13 protein-coding genes are annotated in these 18629 nt (G+C 62.5%); 3 read left to right on the top strand and 10 right to left on the bottom strand.

The features are described from left to right. Positions 1 to 10: 10 nt before the first annotated feature. The 9 genes from KBB96_RS18010 to rpsA all read right to left on the bottom strand — a co-directional run bounded on the left by KBB96_RS18010 (position 11) and on the right by rpsA (position 8590). Positions 11 to 787, bottom strand: coding sequence for an ABC transporter ATP-binding protein (locus KBB96_RS18010; protein WP_211630882.1), 777 nt, complete (start codon positions 785 to 787; stop codon positions 11 to 13). Continuing rightward, positions 784 to 1710, bottom strand: a complete 927-nt coding sequence (locus KBB96_RS18005; protein WP_211630881.1) for a branched-chain amino acid ABC transporter permease — start codon at positions 1708 to 1710, stop codon at positions 784 to 786. The genes KBB96_RS18010 and KBB96_RS18005 overlap by 4 nt, the downstream gene beginning before the upstream one ends. Further along, positions 1710 to 2618, bottom strand: coding sequence for a branched-chain amino acid ABC transporter permease (locus KBB96_RS18000; protein ID WP_211630880.1), 909 nt, complete (start codon positions 2616 to 2618; stop codon positions 1710 to 1712). The genes KBB96_RS18005 and KBB96_RS18000 overlap by 1 nt, the downstream gene beginning before the upstream one ends. Positions 2619 to 2656: 38 nt before the next feature. Then, positions 2657 to 3016, bottom strand: a complete 360-nt coding sequence (locus KBB96_RS17995; RefSeq protein WP_211630879.1) for a four helix bundle protein — start codon at positions 3014 to 3016, stop codon at positions 2657 to 2659. 50 nt (positions 3017 to 3066) lie between these two features. Next, entirely contained in the window at positions 3067 to 4212 is a 1146-nt protein-coding gene (locus KBB96_RS17990) for an ABC transporter substrate-binding protein (protein ID WP_211630878.1), read from the bottom strand. A 136-nt stretch (positions 4213 to 4348) separates the two neighbouring features. Beyond that, on the bottom strand, positions 4349 to 4729 hold the full coding sequence (locus tag KBB96_RS17985; RefSeq protein WP_211630877.1) for a hypothetical protein: 381 nt from the start codon (positions 4727 to 4729) through the stop codon (positions 4349 to 4351). A 41-nt stretch (positions 4730 to 4770) separates the two neighbouring features. Further along, complete coding sequence (locus tag KBB96_RS17980; RefSeq protein WP_211630876.1) at positions 4771 to 5352, bottom strand: NADPH-dependent FMN reductase; 582 nt, start codon at positions 5350 to 5352, stop codon at positions 4771 to 4773. A 50-nt stretch (positions 5353 to 5402) separates the two neighbouring features. After that, positions 5403 to 6749 carry a sulfatase-like hydrolase/transferase gene (locus KBB96_RS17975; RefSeq protein ID WP_211630875.1) on the bottom strand — a complete coding sequence of 449 codons (1347 nt, stop codon included), beginning with the start codon at positions 6747 to 6749 and terminating at the stop codon, positions 5403 to 5405. A 134-nt stretch (positions 6750 to 6883) separates the two neighbouring features. After that, the gene (rpsA, locus tag KBB96_RS17970) at positions 6884 to 8590 is read right to left on the bottom strand and encodes a 30S ribosomal protein S1 (protein ID WP_211630874.1); all 1707 of its coding nucleotides are present in this window, start codon (positions 8588 to 8590) and stop codon (positions 6884 to 6886) included. Positions 8591 to 8855: 265 nt separating this feature from the next. Here rpsA and KBB96_RS17965 point away from each other — a divergent pair, with 265 nt between their 5' ends. Further along, positions 8856 to 9893 carry a hypothetical protein gene (locus tag KBB96_RS17965; protein WP_211630873.1) on the top strand — a complete coding sequence of 346 codons (1038 nt, stop codon included), beginning with the start codon at positions 8856 to 8858 and terminating at the stop codon, positions 9891 to 9893. Positions 9894 to 9896: 3 nt separating this feature from the next. On the opposite strand, the gene KBB96_RS17960 is transcribed toward KBB96_RS17965, so the two are convergent. Further along, positions 9897 to 11381: a tetratricopeptide repeat-containing sulfotransferase family protein gene (locus KBB96_RS17960; RefSeq protein ID WP_211630872.1), complete on the bottom strand. Its 1485-nt coding sequence runs from the start codon at positions 11379 to 11381 to the stop codon at positions 9897 to 9899. Positions 11382 to 11556: 175 nt separating this feature from the next. Here KBB96_RS17960 and KBB96_RS17955 point away from each other — a divergent pair, with 175 nt between their 5' ends. Together KBB96_RS17955 and KBB96_RS17950 are read left to right on the top strand one after the other, a co-directional pair. Further along, positions 11557 to 14283 carry a beta strand repeat-containing protein gene (locus KBB96_RS17955; protein ID WP_211630871.1) on the top strand — a complete coding sequence of 909 codons (2727 nt, stop codon included), beginning with the start codon at positions 11557 to 11559 and terminating at the stop codon, positions 14281 to 14283. A gap of 241 nt (positions 14284 to 14524) precedes the next feature. After that, positions 14525 to 18499, top strand: a complete 3975-nt coding sequence (locus KBB96_RS17950) for a beta strand repeat-containing protein (protein WP_211630870.1) — start codon at positions 14525 to 14527, stop codon at positions 18497 to 18499. Positions 18500 to 18629 lie beyond the last annotated feature (130 nt).

The raw sequence follows: 18629 nt of genomic DNA, 5'->3' as shown, positions 1-18629 counted from the left end.
GGTTTGCGGGTCAGACCACCGCCGCGGCACCGAGATAGGCCTCGATCACCTTGGGGTGGCATTGGATTTCCTTCGGAGTGCCTTCGGCGATCTTGCGGCCGTATTCAAGGACGGCGATGCGTTCGCAGATGCCCATCACGACCTTCATGTCATGCTCCACCAGGAGCACGGCGAGGTTGTAGCGCTCCTTGATGAAGCGGATCAGGCGCATGAGATCGTCCTTTTCGGACGGATTCATGCCAGCGGCGGGTTCGTCGAGCAGAAGAAGTTTCGGGCGGGTCGCCAGAGCCCGGACGATTTCAAGGCGGCGCTGGTCGCCGTAAGGCAGCGACTTGGCTTCCTCATCGCGCTGACCCGCGAGGTCGAAGATCTCCAGGAGCTCGATGGCGAGACGCTCGGTTTCGGCCTCGGAGGCCTTCCATCCCTTGCCGCGCCAGAGCGCGCCGAGGTAGCCCTGCTTGTTGTGCAGGCGGGCGGCGACGCGGATATTGTCCAGCACGCTGAGCGAACCAAAGAGACGGATGTTCTGGAAGGTGCGGGCGATGCCCATGCCCGCGAGCCTGCTGGGCTTGATGCCGCGGGTGTTCCTGCCGCCGAAGCGGATGTTCCCGGAGGTGGGCTGATAGACGCCGGTGATCATGTTGAACGCCGTCGTCTTGCCGGCGCCGTTCGGCCCGATGAGGCCGACAAGCTCGCCCTCGCCGACGGTGGTGGTCAGTTCGGACACCGCCGTGAGGCCACCGAACTTGATCGTGACGTTTTCGAGTTCGAGGAGCGGGTTGCTCATGCGGTGCCGCGGCGTTTGAATTTCTTGAAGGAGAACAGGCCGTTCGGACGCAGGAGCATCAGCAGGATGATCAGCAGCGCGTAGATGATCATGCGATACTCGGCGAAGTCGCGGAGGAACTCCGGCATGAGGGTCAGCAGGATCGCGGCCAGGATGACGCCCACCGTATTGCCCATGCCACCCAGGATCACCATGACGACGATGTCGATGGACTTCAGCCAATCGAAACCGGTCGGTGAAAGGAAGCGCTTGTGATGGGCATAAAGGCCACCCGCGATGCCCGCGAAGAATGCGCCGGTGACGAAGGCCGTAACCTTGGTGACGGTGGTGTTCACCCCGTTCGACTCGGCGGCGATCTCATCGTCATGCACGGCAATGAACCCGCGACCGTAGGTCGAATTCACCAGCGCGGTGATGACATAGATGGTCACGGCGGCGAGGCCGAAGGTCCATCCGAGATTGGTATACTGCGGGATGCCTTTCAGGCCGCTGGCCGCTCCGACCGCTTCCGTATTCTGGGCCACCACGCGGATGATTTCCCCGAAGCCAAGCGTGACGATCGCCAGGTAGTCGCCCTTGAGCCGCAGCGAGGGGATGCCGACCATCAGGCCCACCACTGCGGCGAGCAGGCCGCCCGCCAGCAGCGACAGCGGGAAATACCACTGCGCGTGCGCCGAACTGCCGATCTCCAGCGAGATCCAGGCGGAGAAGTATCCGCCCACCGCCATGAATCCGGCGTGGCCGAGGCTGAACTGGCCGGTGTGGCCGTTGATCAGGTTCAGGCTCGTCGCAAGGATGATGGCGATCCCGACATCGATGACGATGCCGAGGTAATAGCGGTTGAATTGCGGGGCAAGGTAAGTGGCGATGACCGCAAGCGCGATCCCGACCAACAGCCAGCGTTTTGCTCCGGGCAAGGGCATCAGACTTTCTCGATGGTGGCGCGGCCGAGGAGGCCGGCGGGTTTGAGCAGGAGGATCAGGATCAGGATGCCGAAGGCGATCGCGTCGCGGTAGTTCGACAAGCCGGGAACCCCGCCGGCAAAGGTTTCAAGCAGGCCGAGCAGCACGGCACCCAGCACCGCGCCCGGCAGATTGCCAATGCCACCGAGCACCGCCGCGACGAAGGCGCGGAGGCCGGGCTGGACGCCCATCAGCGGCTCGATGCCCGGAGCCTTCATCGAATAGAGGATGCCCGCGATGGCGGCGAGCGATGAGCCGAGGCCGAAGGTGAACGAGATGATCTTGTTCACGGGCACCCCCATCAGCAACGCTGCCTGCTGGTTGAAAGAAACAGCCCGCATGGCGGTGCCGATGCGGGTTTTCTGAACGATGAACCACATGGCTCCGAGCAGGACGGCGGTGACGACGATGACCAGGATGTCCGTGCTGCCGATGATCGCATTTCCGAGGTGGAACTGCGTTTCCGCCACCAGCTTCGGAAACGGTCGCGTGGCGGCACCGAAGACATGCGGATTCTGGCAGGTGAACTCGATGAACAACGAGACGCCGATCGCGGTGATCAGCACCGCCAGCTTCGGGCGATGGCGCAGAGGGCGATAGGCGAACCGCTCGATGGTCATCCCGATCAACGCGCAGATCAGCGCGACCGCGATGAACAGCATGATCACGCCGAACACGGACTGCTGCCCGAACACCTGCTGCATCCGCGGCGCAAGATAGAACGCCGCGAAAGCTCCGAGCATCAACACATCGCTGTGCGCGAAATTGATGAAACGGAGGACGCCATACACCATCGTATATCCGAGGGCGATCAGGGCGTAAATGGCTCCGAGGCCCAGCCCGTTGATCGCCTGTTGAATAAAGTCCACGTGAGTTGAGAGGTGGTAGTTGAGAGTTGAGAGTCAGATCAGATGGCGTCGAGAATCGCCCGACGCAATCCGCTGATCATTTTGCTCTGTTCTTCCGCAGCAGCGTAAAGCGCTGCGTAGTCCCCTTCGGCAAGAAACCCTTGTCGAAGCCCAATGGTGCATTGGGAGACGGTTTCAAAAAGCGACCCGGTGGCGATTTCTAAAAATCGGGCGTAGTCTGCCCGTGAGCTCCGGGACGAACCCTCCGCAATGTTTGAGGAAATGGAAACTGCGGCTCGGCGCATCTGATTGGTGAGGCCAAAGCGCTCCTCCGACGGAAAATGACGAGTCGCAGCGTAGACGGCATCCGCGAATTCAATCGCCTTGTGCCAAACTTCCAGTTTCTCGAAATTGAACATCCGGGAGGAGTTTCTGACTCTCAGCTCTCAACCATTCACTCTCAACTATTTCACGGATTGACCGTAGCGGAGTATTTGAACGCGCCGTTTTCGATCTTGATGAAGACGAGCGCTTTCACCGCATCGCGGTCGGCATTGAGGGAGAACTTGCCGCTCACGCCCTCATAGTCCTTGGTCGCAGCGATGGCGTCGCGGAGCTTGGCACCTTCCGTGGAGCCGGCGCGCTTGATCGAATCGGCGAGCACCATGGCGGAGTCGTAGCCGAGCACCGCCATCGCGTCCGGGGTCTTGCCGTTGAAGCGCTTCTTGTACGCGTCCACGAAGGCGGTCATCTTCGGCGTGCCCTGGTCGGCGGCGCAGTGGGTGGAGAAGTAGTTTCCGTTCATCGCTTCCTTGCCGATGGTCAGCAGGGTTTCGCTTTCCCATCCGTCGCCACCGAACAGCGGGATGGAAATGCCGAGCTGCTTCGCCTGGATGGCGATCAGGGCGACATCCGTGTAGTAGCCGGGAAGGAAGATCGCGTCCGGAGCGGCGTTCTTGATGGTGGTGAGCTGGCCCTTGAAGTCCTTGTCACCGCCGTTGAAATCCAACTCGGTGACGATCTGGCCGCCGTTCTTGAGATACTTCTCCTTGAAGTTCTTCGCGAGGCCCTTGCTGTAGTCGCTCTTGGTGTCCGTGAGCACGGCGACCTTCTTGGCGTTCAGCTTCTCGGTGGCGAAGTTGGCGAGCGCCCCGCCCTGGAAGGTGTCCGTGAAGCAGACACGGAAGATATGATCGCCCACCTGGGTGACGGACGGGTTGGTGGAAGCCGGGGAGATCATCGGGATGCCGCCCTGCTGACAGATCGGAGCGGCTTCCAGCGAGCGACTGGAGGCGACTTCGCCGAGGATGGCGACGACGCCATCCTTCGAAATCAGCTTGTTGACCGCGTTGGCAGGTTCACCGGCCTTGGTCTGGTCGTCTTCCGTGAGGAGTTCGATTTTCTTCCCGAGCACGCCACCGGCGGCGTTGATTTCCTCGACCGCAAGCAGGGTGCCTTCATGCGAGGAGGTGCCGAAGGTCGCTTCCTTGCCGGTCAGGGAGGCGAATTCGCCGACCTTGATGGTATCGCCACCGCCGGATTTGCAACCGGTGAGGCCGAGGCTGAGGAGCGCCACGGACGCGGCGGCGGAAGTCAGGAAAATTCCAGGTTTCATGGGCAAAGCTTTGGGGAAATCGACGCGCACGCTAGAAAACCCACCCGCCGAGCGCAACCGTAAAGCAGTTCGCGTACCGCCACATGGTCAGGCGCTGGCACCCGATAAGTTCGCGGATCGCGCACGCGACCCGAGGTTAGCGCAACCCCGCCAGACGCCGCATGCGTTTCGCGCCCGCCGTGTGTTTGACGATCTGCCGGACTGCCACACCAGTCAGCAGCAGCCCGCCAACCGCCAGAATGACGCGCAAGCCATCCTCCGAGATCCGCAGTCCGCTCAGCACCACCAGACTGCCGGTGGCGAAAAGCAGCCCCCACATCCCGAGAACACTGATGCACACCACCATCGCGGCCGTGGCGTAACCGTCACGGGGCAGGCCCATGGCCTCGGCATGGCGTTTCGACATCAACGCGCAGATCATGGAGGGAATCACAAGCAGTCCCGCGGTGGCCACGCCCACGAGCGAAAGGACGAACGCGGCCAGACCGAGTTTTTCGTGATACTGCTGCTGTCTCATGATCACCGCTTCTATCTGTTGGGCACCCGGAAGTCAATGCATCAGCTTTTGATCGCCAAGGCCTTGGCAACGCGGATCACCTCATCCACCACACCTGCCAGTGATTTCTGCTGCCGTGCCTCCTTCAGAGCGCCCTGATCATCGAAAGCCTCGTAGGCCTTGGGGATCGCCAGTTGGGTGGGCACGACGATCACACCAATGTTTCCGAGCATCGACCGCACGGTGACCAGCCCGCGCATGCCGCCGAACCCCCCCGGCGAGGCGGAAAGCAGTCCGGCGACCTTGCCCTGATAGGCTGCGAGCGATGGCTCGTCGTCCGTCTCCGCCCGGCTGACCCAGTCGAGGGTGTTCTTGAGCAGCGGTGTGATCGAGGAATTGTATTCCGGGCAGGCGAGTACGATCGCCTGTGCCGCGATGAAGCGCTGCTTCAGGGTTTTCACGGCCGTCGGCAGGCCTTCCGCCTCCTCCAGATCACCATTGTAGAGTGGGATCGGGCGCAGGTCGTCAGGGGCTACCAGATCCACCTCCACGCCGGCCTGCCGGGCATGTTCGGCAGCCAGCGCGGCGAGTTTCAGATTGTAGGACTCTTTGCGGATGCTGCCGGGAAGGATCAGAAGTTTCATGATGTCCTATCCAAAGCCCAATCCCACGTCCGGAGCAAGATTGCGTCACCTCATTCCTCGCCAGGAGCTTCCCCCTTGGCTGTCTTCCCCCAAAGAGGGTCGATGGTTTCCTTCTCCCAAGCCGCCAGCGAACCCAGCAACGCCTTGAGCTTGTCCGGGTTTTCCGCGGACAGGTCCTTCGCTTCCGAAATGTCCTCGCGAACGTTGAACAAGTGCGGCTTGTCATCATCCGTTCCACGGTTCCAGACCACCTTGAAATCCCCCGAGCGCACCGCCGCGATCCCGTTCTTCCCGCCACTGCGCCAAAAGAGCGGGCGCTCAGGCAGTGACTTCGAGTCCTTCAACAACGGCAGCAGATCCGCTCCATCCAGTTTGTGCTCCGGCAAAGCCTTTCCTCCTGCCGCCGCGAGGAAGGTCGTGGCGAAATCGAGCGAGATCACCGGATCCTTGATCACCCGCCCCGGCGTGATCACCCCGGGCCAACGCATCACCATCGGCACGCGGGTGCCGCCTTCCCAGACCTGTCCCTTGTGACCGCGGAGCGGTGCATTGCTCGCGGAATTGGCAGTCTGTCCGCCATTGTCATTGGTGAAGATCACCAGCGTGTCCTTCGCCAGTCCGAGGGCATCCAACTTCGCGAGGATCTTGGCAACGTTGTCATCCATCGCCTTCATCGTGCCCACGTATTTCCGATGCAGCGGCGGCTTGATGTCCTCAAGCTTCTTCATGTCTTCCTCGCGGCCTTCGAGAGGCATGTGCACGGCATTGAAGGAAACGTAGAGAAACCATGGCTGATCCTTCTTCGCCTCCATGAACCGGCAGGCGGCATCCCCGATGCGGTCGGTGGAGTAGCCCTCATCCGGCACCGGCTTGCCATTCTCCAAGAAGATCTGGTTCGGCTGTTGTTTCGCCAGCGGCGTGTATTTCCGCTGACCTTGGAGGAAGATGTAGCTCTGGTTGAAGCCGCGCTTGCCCGGCCAATAAGCTTCCGGGTAGCCGAGATGCCATTTCCCGACGATTCCGGACGCGTAACCGAGCGGCTTCAGTTGGTCACCCATCAGTTTCTCATCCAGCGGCAAGCCACCCTTCATGTAACCCGCCGGAATGTTCTGCTCGTGACCGAAGCGCTGTTGGTAGCGCCCCGTCAGCAAACCGGCGCGGGAGGGCGAGCAAACACAGCCGGACACATAGGCGTCCGTGAACCGGGCTCCCTCACCGGCCAGTTTGTCCAAGGCCGGAGTCACGGCTTTCAGCTCCGGCGCGCACTTCTCTTGGAAGCCGAAATCAGCGTAGCCGGCATCATCGGAGAGCAGGATGAGGAAATTCGGCTTCCGGTCGGCGGCGCGGACGGACGTCGGCGCGAACGCCAGCGGGGCAAAGAGGAACAATCGCTTCATGACAAACAAAGATTCCGCGATCCAACCCCCTGTTCTGCACGGAGTTGCATTCCATATGGCACGGCCGCCGGAAAAACAAAAAACCGGCGGAGTTGCCTCCGCCGGTTTTCGTGAATCTTGTCTTACGTGGACGATCAGTCCTGACCTGGGCGCCACTCTTCGGCAGCGGCCGCGGCGAGGTTGAAGGCCTGCTCGAGGCCGACCATCTCGGAGGACGGGCGGAGGCTCTCGAAGCTGGCGCTCTCCTTCTTGAGCTGGTCTTCGTTGTAGTTGACCGCCTTGATGGAGAGACCGATGCGGCGCTCGACCTTGTCGACCTTGATGACGCGGGCTTCGACTTCTTCGCCGACCTTGATGACATCCTTGACCTTCTCCACGTGGTCCTCGCTGAGCTGCGAGATGTGGATGAGGCCGTCGATGTCACCATCGAGGCTGACGAACGCGCCGAAGGACGCGATCTTGGCGACGGTGCCCTTGACGAGGTCGCCGACCTTGAAGCGGCTGTCGATGAGCGACCATGGATCGTCTTCGAGCTGCTTCATGCCGAGAGACACGCGCTGGTTGGCCTTGTCGATGGCAAGCACGATCGCTTCCAGTTCGTCGCCCTTCTTGAGGACTTCGGACGGGTGGTTGATCTTGCGGGTCCAGGACATGTCGGACACATGGATCATGCCATCGATGCCTTCTTCCAGTTCCACGAACGCACCGTAGGCGGTGAGGTTGCGGACCGGGCCCTTGATCGTGGCGCCCACCGGGTAGCGGAGCTCGATCTCGTCCCACGGGTTGGTGTCGAGCTGGCGCACGCCGAGGGAGATCTTCTGCTCCTCGGTGCTGATGCCGAGCACGACGGCGTCGATTTCCTGGCCGAGTTCGAGAACGTCGGACGGGCGGGTGATGCGCTTGACCCAGGAAAGCTCGGAAACGTGCACGAGGCCTTCGACGCCGCGCTCGATTTCGACGAAAGCACCGTACGGGAGGAGCTTGGTGACCTTGCCCTTGACGCGCTGGCCGATCGGGTACTTGCGCTCGATGTCTTCCCAAGGATTGTCGGACATCTGCTTGAGACCGAGGGAGACGCGCTCCTTCTCGCGGTCCACGTCGAGGATGATGACCTCAACGGACTGGCCGATGTGGAGCATCTCGGACGGGTGGTTGATGCGGCCCCACGACATGTCGGTGATGTGGAGAAGGCCGTCCATGCCCTGAAGGTCGACGAACGCACCGAAGTCGGTGATGTTCTTGACGGCACCGATGACCTTGTCTCCGACCTTGACGGTCTGGAGGAAGCGCTGGCGGAGTTCCGCGCGCTCGGCTTCGATGACTTCGCGGCGGGAGAGAACGATGTTCTTCCGCTCGTCGTTGACCTTGACGATCTTGAATTCGTAAATGTTGCCGACGTACTCGTTGAGGTCCTTCGGCGGGATGATGTCGACCTGGGAGCCGGGAAGGAAGGCTTCGACACCGACGTTGACGGTGAGACCGCCCTTGACAACGGACTTGACCTTGCCGCGGACGAGACCGCCGTCCTGATAGACTTTGACGATCTTTTCCCAGTTCTGCTTGTGAGCGGCCTTTTCCTTGGAGAGGACGACCATGCCTTCGTCGTTCTCGAGCTTCTCGAGGAGAACTTCGATTTCGTCGCCGGTTTCGATTTCGTCGTCTTCGAATTCGTTGGACGGGATCGCGCCTTCGGACTTGTAGCCGATGTCGACGAGGACGACCTGCGGGCGGATTTCAAGGATGGTGCCCTTGACGATGGTTCCTTCGCGGAACTCACGGAACTTGGAATCGATGAGATCGCTCAGTTCCTGGTTGGTTGGAGCGGCAATTGCGCTGCTCATAATGGTTTGTGGGGTTGGGGTTGGTTGATGGTTTCGTTTTCCTTCCGACATTGCCCCGATAGGAATTCTGACAAGCACCGGGGCGCCAACCGCTTGCCAGAGAAAGAAAAACGGGCCGCAAGGCTAGGTGCAGGACGCCCCTTGGCAAGCCGAAAGTCTGGAAGGTTCTGAATTCCAAACTCCGGGGCGATTGGAGCCCCCGCGACCGCCGCCATCGGCGAATCCATCTCGCGCCCGACCAATCCAGCGTGGTAAAAGGGCACGCATGCGTGCTCTTCCCGCCCTCGCCCTCGGCTTTTTCAGCATCGCAACGTCCGCCAGCGCTACGGAGGCGGCGTTTTCCACGGACGGGAAGACGCTTTACGCCATCTCCCGCACGGGTGACGGGCTGCTCGCCTTCGAAACCGGGAATGTCACACCGAAGCAAATCCCGCTGCCGAAAGCCTTCGCCGGAGAGGCCTCCCAGCTTCTCGCCGATCCGCAGGGGCTGCTTGTCACCGCTGCGGGCAAACTGTGGCAGTGGAACCCCGCCGACGCCAAAGCCGCTCCGAAGGCGGTTGCGCCGCTGCCCGCGTCATTCCAAGTCTTCGGGCTCAGTCGCGCGGATGGCGAGGGCGTGGCGGGCATGGTCCTGATCAACGGCTGGTATTCCCTCGATCCGGCGAAACCGAAGCCGAAGGATGCGGACGAGAATGCCAGCCTCTTCGGACTCAAGCCGGGCGGGAAGGCCTTCAAACCCGTCTTCGTCCGGCGCTTGGAGCACGTCACCGCCTGCCCTGTGTTCGCCAATGGCCGGATGGTCTTCGGCGGCGATCACGACCTGTGGGAAGGCGGACTCGAGGGCGAGGAAGAGGACATGGACTTCCGCGCCGGAACCCTCTGGGGCCACCGCAGCGCCCCGCTCGGCATGTTCAATACAGACAGTGCCAATGGCGGCGGCATGGGCGTGCGGCAGGTGGTCATCGCTGGTGACACGGTTTGGGCGGCACTCGGCGGCCGTCACATGGGCGCGCTGGTTTCGGTGCCGCTGGAAAAGAAAGTCGCGGATCAGGAGCACCCGGATTTGACCGAGACGTGGAAAATCCAACGCGAACAACTCGCGCAGGCCCAGCCGGTGCTGCTTCCCCAAGAGGGCGAGGAGAAGGGCTTCGACACCATCGAGTCCGTGGACGGGCTCTGCGTGTGGACCGGTCCGGATGGCGCGTGGAAGATCGCGTTCCGAGCGGACAACAAGACTTTCTGGCAGATCGAAAAGGGCGCGAAGGAACCGAAGAAGCTCTTCGAGCAACCCGGCCAGGAATAGCCGTCACCACTCGTATCCGAGCCGTCGCATCACCGGCTCGATGATCGGGCGCAGCGGTTTCAGCCATCGTTCGTAGTCTTTCCATCTCGCCACGGCACGGGAGTGCACGGCGTTCGCGGCCTCCGGATAGCTGGGCGTGCGGATGAGCCGGTCGGTTTTTGTCTCTTCGGAAAGCGCAGCCAATCCGAGGAACCCGAGCACGTCCTGCATCACCCCGTCCGGGTTCATCACCAGCTCCTCATAGCGCACCTCGAGCCATTGTCCGGCGGGCAGGCGTTCGCGGATGTCCGCCCAGTGGTTCATCGTGGCGGCCCACGATTTCGCCGCGCCTTCCCATGACAAACAAGCCACGCCGAGACGGGTGAAACCGAAGTCCTGGAACACACAGCTCACGATCACATCTCGCGGATCGCGCAGCGCGGTGAGGATCTTCGCTTCGGGGAAAATCTTTGCCACCCACTGCACGCCATCGGTGAGGCCCGGATTCTTGTCGATGACCAGTTGCCCTTCCTGCGCTCCGGCGAGGTGATGGATCTGATTCCAATACGCCGCACGCAGTCGTGGCAGGTTTTCACTCTTCAACAGGGGGGAAATGCTGGTGTCCCGGGTCGCGAGGTCCGCCACCCACAGGCGCAGCCGTCCCTCCAATACCGGAAACTCGGACGCGATGGCCGCGCCGCCGCGACGTTCGATGAGACTTTCCAACAACGTGGTGCCACTGCGCGGGTGCCCCAGCAGGAAGGCCAGCCGCAACGGAGCGTCGGTGCGCTCTTCCCGCCAGCGCACGATCTGCTCCGCCGTGGCAAAGCCAAGTTCACGCTGCTGCTGCGGACGATGGAGCGGAGCCAGCTTGCGCTCGTATTCGGACTCCGGGTGCGCGGCGAGCTTGCGCTTCGCCTCTGCGAGCGATTCCACCGCAAGCCGATGCTTCCCCATATGATCGAGAACGCGCGCCCGCTCCATCAGCGCGGCGGCGGAATGATCGCCCGCCACCAACAGTCTGGCCTCCTCCGCCCGATCGGCACGGCGCAGCACCCGGGCCGCCGCCACGCGATTGCCGGGCGGCAATTCTCCCGCGGCATCCACCACGGCAGCCGCTTCCCGGATGCGGTTGAGACGTTCCAGCGCCAGCAGCCGCGCCGTGAGGAACCGCGGATCAGCCACTTCGGCCCGGGCCCCGAGCTCTGCGGTTCTCAAGCTTTCCTCCGGATCGAGGCAATCCATCCATGCGGAGGCCATCGCCAACCAAACCTCCGCATCTTCACCCGCCAACACCTCCGCCTGCCGCAGGTAGTCCCGCATGGCGAGGAAGTCCGTCCGCATGAACTCGACCTTCGCGGATTCGATCAACGGCCACGGGTTGGAAGGATCGCGTTCGAAAACCTTACGGAAGCGCTCGATGGCTCCCTGGTAGTCGCCGCGCCGCCGGGCGTGAAACGCCTCCGTCAATACCGCCACATCATCCTCCTGCCGCGCGTCGCTCTCCATGCTGTCCCAGCCAAACGCGGATGCCCTCTCATGCTCAAGCCTGCTTTCGCATGAAGATGCTCATCTGCGCATCCCGGGAGCGCAGATCAATTTGGAAGCCTCTTGTGACTCTTTCTGCGATCCGTATGGCTGGAGTGTCATGCATGCGAAGAACACCCAAGACCATTATCGGAATATGAAATTGGCGATGGCGGCGGCGGCGATTGCTGCCGGTCTCGCCGCGGAGGCGGACGCGCTCTCGATCGGCGTCAATTTCCGCTACGTCTATGTTTACAACGGCACCACCTACACGGGGCCAACGATCGACACCGGCACTTCCGACATCATCGATGGCGTGCCGGCAGCCAACTGGAACAACATGGGGGTCATCGACGGAGCCGGTGTCAGCCCGGTGGCCTACACAGGGGCGGCCCTGACTTCACCGGGGGCAACCGGTGTCACGCTGGACTACAGTGCCGTGAACTCATGGTTCCTCTACGGCGGCATCCCGGCCCAGACGGATCCGACGTTTCCCTACTTCGGATATCTGGACGATAGCGGAACCGGCTACAAGGTCACCATCCACGGCCTCTCAAGCATTCTGGCTCCGGGCGAAGGCTATCGTATCCGGGCCATGCAATCCGCCAGCGGCGGAGCTCCAGGGCTCGCCCCGGTGAACGTGTACGAAGGCGCCGATACCACCGGCACCCAGTTGGCGAAGCTCACCAATCCGGCTGTCGGCAATGGCGACTATGTGTACGGGGACACCATCTCCTCCTCCGTCCTCACCGCGGATACGATCACCATCAAGGGAGACCCGCGGAATGGACCCATCCGCAGCACGCTGGCCGGACTGGTCATCGAAACCTTCCCGCTGCCTACCGCCACCGCGATCACCTGGACCGGCAGCACCAACCAGACGTGGGACATCGCCACCACGCAGAACTGGAAGCTGCAAAGCGACTCCTCCGCTACCGTTTACCACGATGGGGACATCCCCACCTTTGATGACACCGGCTCCGGAGGCACCATCAGCATCAGTGCGGCGGTGTCTCCGAAATCCCTCACCTTCACCAACAACTCCAAGAGCTACACGCTCACAGGGCAATCCCTGCAGGCGGACCAGGGATTGACCAAGTCCGGGACGGGCAATGTCACCCTCCTGAACCAGACCGTGCTCGGAGGCGCGGTGAGTGTCTCCCAAGGCGTGCTCGCGGTGGGCAATGGCACCACCGGCACGCTGGCAGCGAGTTCCATCACCTTGGCAGCAGGAACCCGTCTGGACTTCAATCCACCCGCCAGCGGTTCCTTGGCCGCGCCGATCACCAACGACAGCCAGGTGAAGGTGCTGGGCTCCGGAGCGGCAACACTGACCGGTGCCATCAATGGCGCGGGAACGGTGGAAATCAGTCGCGCCGGGACCGTCACCATGACCGGTGCGGGCCACGGAAGCGCCTTCACCGTAAAGAACGGTGCCACGCTTGCTGCGATGGGTGGTGGCTGGGCGACCAGTTTCTTCGCCAACACCACCCGCACGATTCACGTGGAATCGGGCGGCACGCTCAAGACGGACACCCACTCGCTGGGCGGCCTCGGCGGCGCCTTGTATCAACCGGTGATCACGCTGGACGCCGGTGCCACATGGACCCTCCAGCACGAGCAGTACTTCGATGGCGGCAATCTCCTGCTCAATGGCGGCACCGTCTCCGTGGCGGCCAATGACTTCCGCCTGCTCGGGGGAACTTTGGCCGTCGGCGCTTCATCGGGGGGATCGCTGATCACGGGCAACAGCATGACCGTCTTCGGAAACGCAACCTTCGATGTCACGGATGGCGCGGCCGCGGCGGATCTCACCATCGAACTGCCCATGACCGAAAGCGGCGGCGCACGCACGCTGACCAAGACCGGCGCGGGCACGATGAAGCTCAAGGCCACCAGCGGCCTCACCGGAGCACTCAGCGTCAATACCGGCACGCTGGCGCTTGATGGAAGTGCCGCGGTGAGTGCTGCGGCCTCGGTCACTGTCGCTTCCGGAGCCACACTGGATGTCTCCACCCTCACATCGGTCTTCACCCTGACGCCCGCCCAGACACTTTCCGGCACGGGGACGGTGAACGGAAACATGGTGGTGGATGGAGGCCTCACACCCGGCGGCGGCAGCACCGGACAACTCAATGTGACAGGCATCCTCACCCTGGACCCGAGCTCCACCTATTCGTGGAATCTCGCCGATTGGACCGGCGCCGCTGGAACCGGCAGTGACGCGGTGGCCGCCACCTCCCTCAATCTCACCGCCACACCTTCCAATCCGGTCACCATCACCATCGGCACTCCTGGCACCCCCGCCAACTTCGCGGATGCAAGCCGTGGCTTCGTGCTGGTTTCCACCACGGGCGGCATCACCGGCTTCGATCCCTCCGCGTTCATCATCAATTCCACCCAGTTCACGGCCGGCACGGGCACGTGGGCGGTGCAGGTCAGCGGAAACAATCTGGTGCTCGCCTACACGGCCGCCGGCAGCAGTCCATATGATACCTGGATCGCGGGATATCCCGGCCTTTCCGATACCAGCCCCGGCGGCGATCCGGATCGCGATGGATTGAGCAATCTGGTGGAGTTCCTCTATGGCACCAATCCGGGAAGCTCGGTCAACAGCGTGAGTCCGGAAGTGGTCTATGACTCCTCACACAACATGACCTTTGCCTTCCCGCAAACGCTGGAAGCCTCGGCGATGAACTCGCGGGTGGAATACAGCACCAATCTCAGTTCATGGACCACGGCGGTGAACGGAGAAGCGGGCATTTCCATCTTCACCATACCAAACTACTTCCCGAACGGGGCGAATGCCGTCGTGGTCTCGCTGCCTTCCTCCCTGGCCAATGGCGGCAAGTTCTTCGTGCGCCTGAAAGTCACCGGTCCATAAGGCATCCGCGCACGAAAGCGCGATGACCGCCGGCATCCCCGGCGCATGGCGGGAGATTCTTGCATGAAATCTCCCGCCATGTCCGGAAGGATGCTCATCCCTGAAGCCGCATTCATGCGGCGCTCCTCATCTGCGTACCTCGGGAGCGCAGGCCGAATCCGTTGGCACTTGTGGCAGCTTTTATGATTTCGAAGGCTGGAGTGTCATGCATGTTAAAAACTCCCAAGATCATCATCGGAACATGAAGTTGGCGATGACGGCGGCCGCGATGGCTGCCGGGCTCGTCGCGGAAGCGGATGCTACTTCGATCGGCATCAACTTCCGTTATGTGTATAACACCACCTATATCGCCTCCACGATCGACACCGGCACCTCGGACATCATCGATGGAGTTGCCGCGGCAAACTGGAACAACATGGCGCCCATCGACCAGTTGGGCGGCAGTCCGTTGAGCCACACCGGCCAGGCCCTCACGTCCCCGGGCGCCACCGGAGTCACGCTGGATTACAGCGCGCCGAATACCTGGCAAACCATTTACGCTCCATTCCCGGCGCAAACGGACCCCATCTATCCTTACATCGGATACCTAGATGATGGCGGCTCGGGATATTCGGTTACCATCCACGGACTCTCCAGTCTGCTCGGGCCTGGCGAAGCCTATAGCATCAAAGGCATGCAGGGTTCCGACAATGCGACCGGTTTCCAACCGTTGAAAATTTACCAAGGCACCGATAACAGCGGAACATTGCTGGCCACCCTCACCAACCCTACCACAAGCGGAGGCGGAGCCACTTACGGAGACACGATTGTCTCTTCACGACTCACTGCGGACACCATCACCATCCGTGGCGTATCCCGCTCCGGCAGCATCCGCAGCACCCTGGCGGGCCTGATCATCGAGACGCTGCCGGTCGCGGACCATTTCTTCAATGAAGGCACCGCTGCCTCCACGGCTCTCGCCAATCTGGGCACGGGCCTCACCTCCACATTCCGTATCGGCTCCGCGGGATCGGACTCGGTCACGGTTACGAGCACCAACGGCCTGACCGTAACCGCCTATCACACCATCAACATCACCGCGAATGGCACGATCAGCCCGGGAACCTATACCCTGATCGACTATGCCGGCAGCATCGGCGTCGACGGTTTCCCCGGCCTGCAACTCGGCACCCTTCCCGCCGGCGTGACGGCCACCCTTCAGAACGACACGGTCAACACCCGCGTCGTGCTGTCGATCACTTCCGTGGACACGCTTCTTTGGACCGGTGCGGCAAATGCCAACTGGGACACCACCTCCATCAACTGGAAACGGGTGAGCGATTCGAGCACGGCCATGTTCGCCAGCGGTCTTGGAGTGAAGTTCGACGACACCTCTGCGGTGAACACCGTGACCCTCTCCGGCACGATCGATCCGAGCGACACGTTGTTCAACAACTCCACCCAAGCCTACACGCTCGGCGGCTCGCCTCTCGCAGGCAACGGCGGCCTGACCAAAAATGGAACCGGCAACCTCACGTTGAACGGAGCCAACAGCTACACCGGTGCCACCGCCATCAATGGCGGCACCGTGATGCTCGGCTCCGCAACCGCCCTCGGTGCGGCTTCCACCGGAACCACCGTGGCGGCGGGAGCCTCCATCAATCTGAACGGCCAGGACCTTGGAGCGGTCACCGAGGACATTTCCATCAGCGGAACAGGGGTTTCCGGTGGCGGTGCGCTCACGAACGGTTCAACCACCCGCGCCGCCGTCAACAGCCTCTCGCTCGCAGCGGATGCCACCATCAATGTGGCGAATGAGATCGTGGTCGGCGCGAACGGAACCGGCGGTGGCGGCACCCTGGCCCTCAACAACCACACGCTGACCAAGACCGGCAGCGGCCAGTTGATCCTGAACGGAGTCTCCTCCAGCAACGGCAACATCGACGTCACGGCCGGCACGCTGATGCTCAGCCGCGGCTACACCGAGGGCAACCAGCAGGCGGTCACGCTCGCCGGTACCGGCACCCTGACCGTGGGCCCGGGCGCGAAGCTCTCCATCCAACGGTGGGCCAACGCGGTGAACATCTCGATGCCGATGGTTCTCAACGGCGCGAACTTCTCCAGCGCCTGGCCGGGACCGAACGGCATCAATGTCACCAGCCCGATCACGGTCACCGGCACCAACAGCTTCACCTTCGCCGGCGGTTATGGAAACATCACGTTGAGCGGAGTGATTTCCGGCACCGGTTCGATCGTCCGCACGGGTGGTGAGACCGTCACCATGACGGGAGCCAATACCTACAGCGGCGGCACCACCATCAGCAGCGCGGCGATCGCGTTCAGTAATGGTTCGCTCGGCACCGGCGGCGTTACCGTCAACGGCGGCACCCTGATCTGGAACACCGGCAACACGCAGGACATCTCCAATGGCCTCACGATGGCCGCCACGACCGCCGCCACCCTCGACACCAATGGCAATGACGTGACCTTCGCCACACCCATCGGCAACAGCACCACCGCCCGACTGGTGAAGCAGGGCGCAGGCAAGCTGACGCTCGCGGGCACCAGCACCTACAGCGGCAGCACCACCGTGGGCGGCGGAACACTGGCATTGTCTCCGGGAACGAACCCGCTCTCCTCGACCGCGCCGATCGTGCTCGGTGCGGGCACCAACAGCGGCAAGCTGTTCCTCGGCGGCTCCGATCAAACCACCAGCGCTCTCAGCGTATCCGGCAGCGGCAGCAGCAACTCGGTTGTGGGAGGCAGCGCGACGCTGTCCACCCTGCGGGTAGTCAGCAGCGGTGACAGCAACTTCCCCGCGATCCTCGGCGGCGGCGGCACGGATGAAAACAACCTCGCCCTCGTGAAGTCCGGCACCGGCACGTTGAAAATCTCCGGCGTCCAGACCCTCTCCGGTCCGATCACCGTCAATGGCGGCGGCGTGGCTCTGAACGGCGGCGCTCCGAACAGCGCCGTCTCGGTCGCCAGTGGTTCCGCCCTCTATGGCAGTGGCACGGTGGCCTCGCTCTCCGTGGCCAGCGGCGCCACGCTGGCTCCCGGCAATCCTCCGCCGAACGAAAGCAACAAGCTGGTCCGCACGGTCACCAGCGGTGCCACAACCACGGTCACGACCACCGGCGATTTCCAGGAACTGCACAACACCACCGGCGTCGTCGTTCCGAACAACACCACCTACACCTACACCGGTGAGATCTACCTCCCCGGCGCGAACGGCACCATCTACTACTTCGCCGAAAGCTTCGATGACGCCATCGTGCTGGCGATCGGTGGCACTCCGGTGCTCACGACCAACGCCTACAATGTCACGGGGACCGGTTCCTTCACCTCCACCGGGCCGGGATGGTACCCCATCATCTTGCAAGCCACCCAGGGCGGCGGCGGAGTGGGTCCCTTCACCGCCACCGGCTGGGGTCCGGGCAAGGGTGTCGGCTTCACGGACACGACCCCGGGCACCGCGACCGATGGCACCTTCTACCAGGCCTTCACCCTTGCGAACCTGCAGACGGCCGGCATCAAGCTCCGCACCAGCGGTGGCACCGGTACCTTCACGTCCGCGGGAAGCGCCAGCGTAGCGGGCACATTCATCTGCGAAGTCGCCGGGGAGTCCGCCGACAAGATCGCCACTACCGGCAATCTGAATGTGACGGGGGCGACCCTTACGGTCCAGGCGCTGGGAGTCGGCTTCACCCAGGGAACCTACGTGATCGCCAGCTACGGCAGCCTGACGGGCACCTTCGCTTCGGTCACCGGCCTGCCCTCCGGTTACTCGCTGAACTACAACACGGCCCTCAACCAGATCGAGATCGTGGGAACTCCCCACCCGTTCACGCTATGGATGGCCAACTACTCCGATCTGTCCGATCTGTCCCCACTGGGCGACCCGGATCGCGATGGTATCAACAACCTGCTGGAATTCCTCTATGGCAGCAATCCCGGCACCGTCACCCAGGGCCTGGGACCGGAAGTGAGCTACGACTCGTCCCAGAACGTGGTCTTCGCCTTCCCGCAGTCGGCGAACGCCTCCACCATCAATGCCCACGCGGAATATAGCAACAATCTGTCCGCTTGGACGGCGGCCGTGGATGGAACGAACGGCGTATCCATCGTCACGGTGCCGGGCTACTTCAACGGAGTGGACGCCATCGTCGTGTCCCTGCCCTCCAGCCTGGCGAGCAATGGCAAGTTCTTCGTCCGGCTGAGAGCACCCGGACCGTAAGGTTCTTTCCGGGCACCCATGCAACGCCTGCCGCCACCGCTCCCGCCGAGGGACGGTGGCGGTTTTCGTTTCCAGGAATGCCGCACACGGCCTCGCTGAAACCCTGAGCAGGTTCTTTTTAAAAAACTTC

Source organism: Luteolibacter ambystomatis, from assembly GCF_018137965.1.
In the GTDB taxonomy this organism is placed as follows: domain Bacteria; phylum Verrucomicrobiota; class Verrucomicrobiia; order Verrucomicrobiales; family Akkermansiaceae; genus Luteolibacter; species Luteolibacter ambystomatis.
Note: the sequence above shows the minus strand (reverse complement) of the source record. Positions and strands in the feature narration are given on the sequence as shown.

Coding starts and splice junctions, on each gene's coding strand:
- KBB96_RS18010 (WP_211630882.1), bottom strand. CDS start 787: ATGAGCAACCCGCTCCTCGAACTCGAAAACGTCACGATCAAGTTCGGT.
- KBB96_RS18005 (WP_211630881.1), bottom strand. CDS start 1,710: ATGCCCTTGCCCGGAGCAAAACGCTGGCTGTTGGTCGGGATCGCGCTT.
- KBB96_RS17995 (WP_211630879.1), bottom strand. CDS start 3,016: ATGTTCAATTTCGAGAAACTGGAAGTTTGGCACAAGGCGATTGAATTC.
- KBB96_RS17990 (WP_211630878.1), bottom strand. CDS start 4,212: ATGAAACCTGGAATTTTCCTGACTTCCGCCGCCGCGTCCGTGGCGCTC.
- KBB96_RS17985 (WP_211630877.1), bottom strand. CDS start 4,729: ATGAGACAGCAGCAGTATCACGAAAAACTCGGTCTGGCCGCGTTCGTC.
- KBB96_RS17980 (WP_211630876.1), bottom strand. CDS start 5,352: ATGAAACTTCTGATCCTTCCCGGCAGCATCCGCAAAGAGTCCTACAAT.
- KBB96_RS17975 (WP_211630875.1), bottom strand. CDS start 6,749: ATGAAGCGATTGTTCCTCTTTGCCCCGCTGGCGTTCGCGCCGACGTCC.
- rpsA (WP_211630874.1), bottom strand. CDS start 8,590: ATGAGCAGCGCAATTGCCGCTCCAACCAACCAGGAACTGAGCGATCTC.
- KBB96_RS17965 (WP_211630873.1), top strand. CDS start 8,856: ATGCGTGCTCTTCCCGCCCTCGCCCTCGGCTTTTTCAGCATCGCAACG.
- KBB96_RS17960 (WP_211630872.1), bottom strand. CDS start 11,381: ATGGAGAGCGACGCGCGGCAGGAGGATGATGTGGCGGTATTGACGGAG.
- KBB96_RS17955 (WP_211630871.1), top strand. CDS start 11,557: ATGAAATTGGCGATGGCGGCGGCGGCGATTGCTGCCGGTCTCGCCGCG.
- KBB96_RS17950 (WP_211630870.1), top strand. CDS start 14,525: ATGAAGTTGGCGATGACGGCGGCCGCGATGGCTGCCGGGCTCGTCGCG.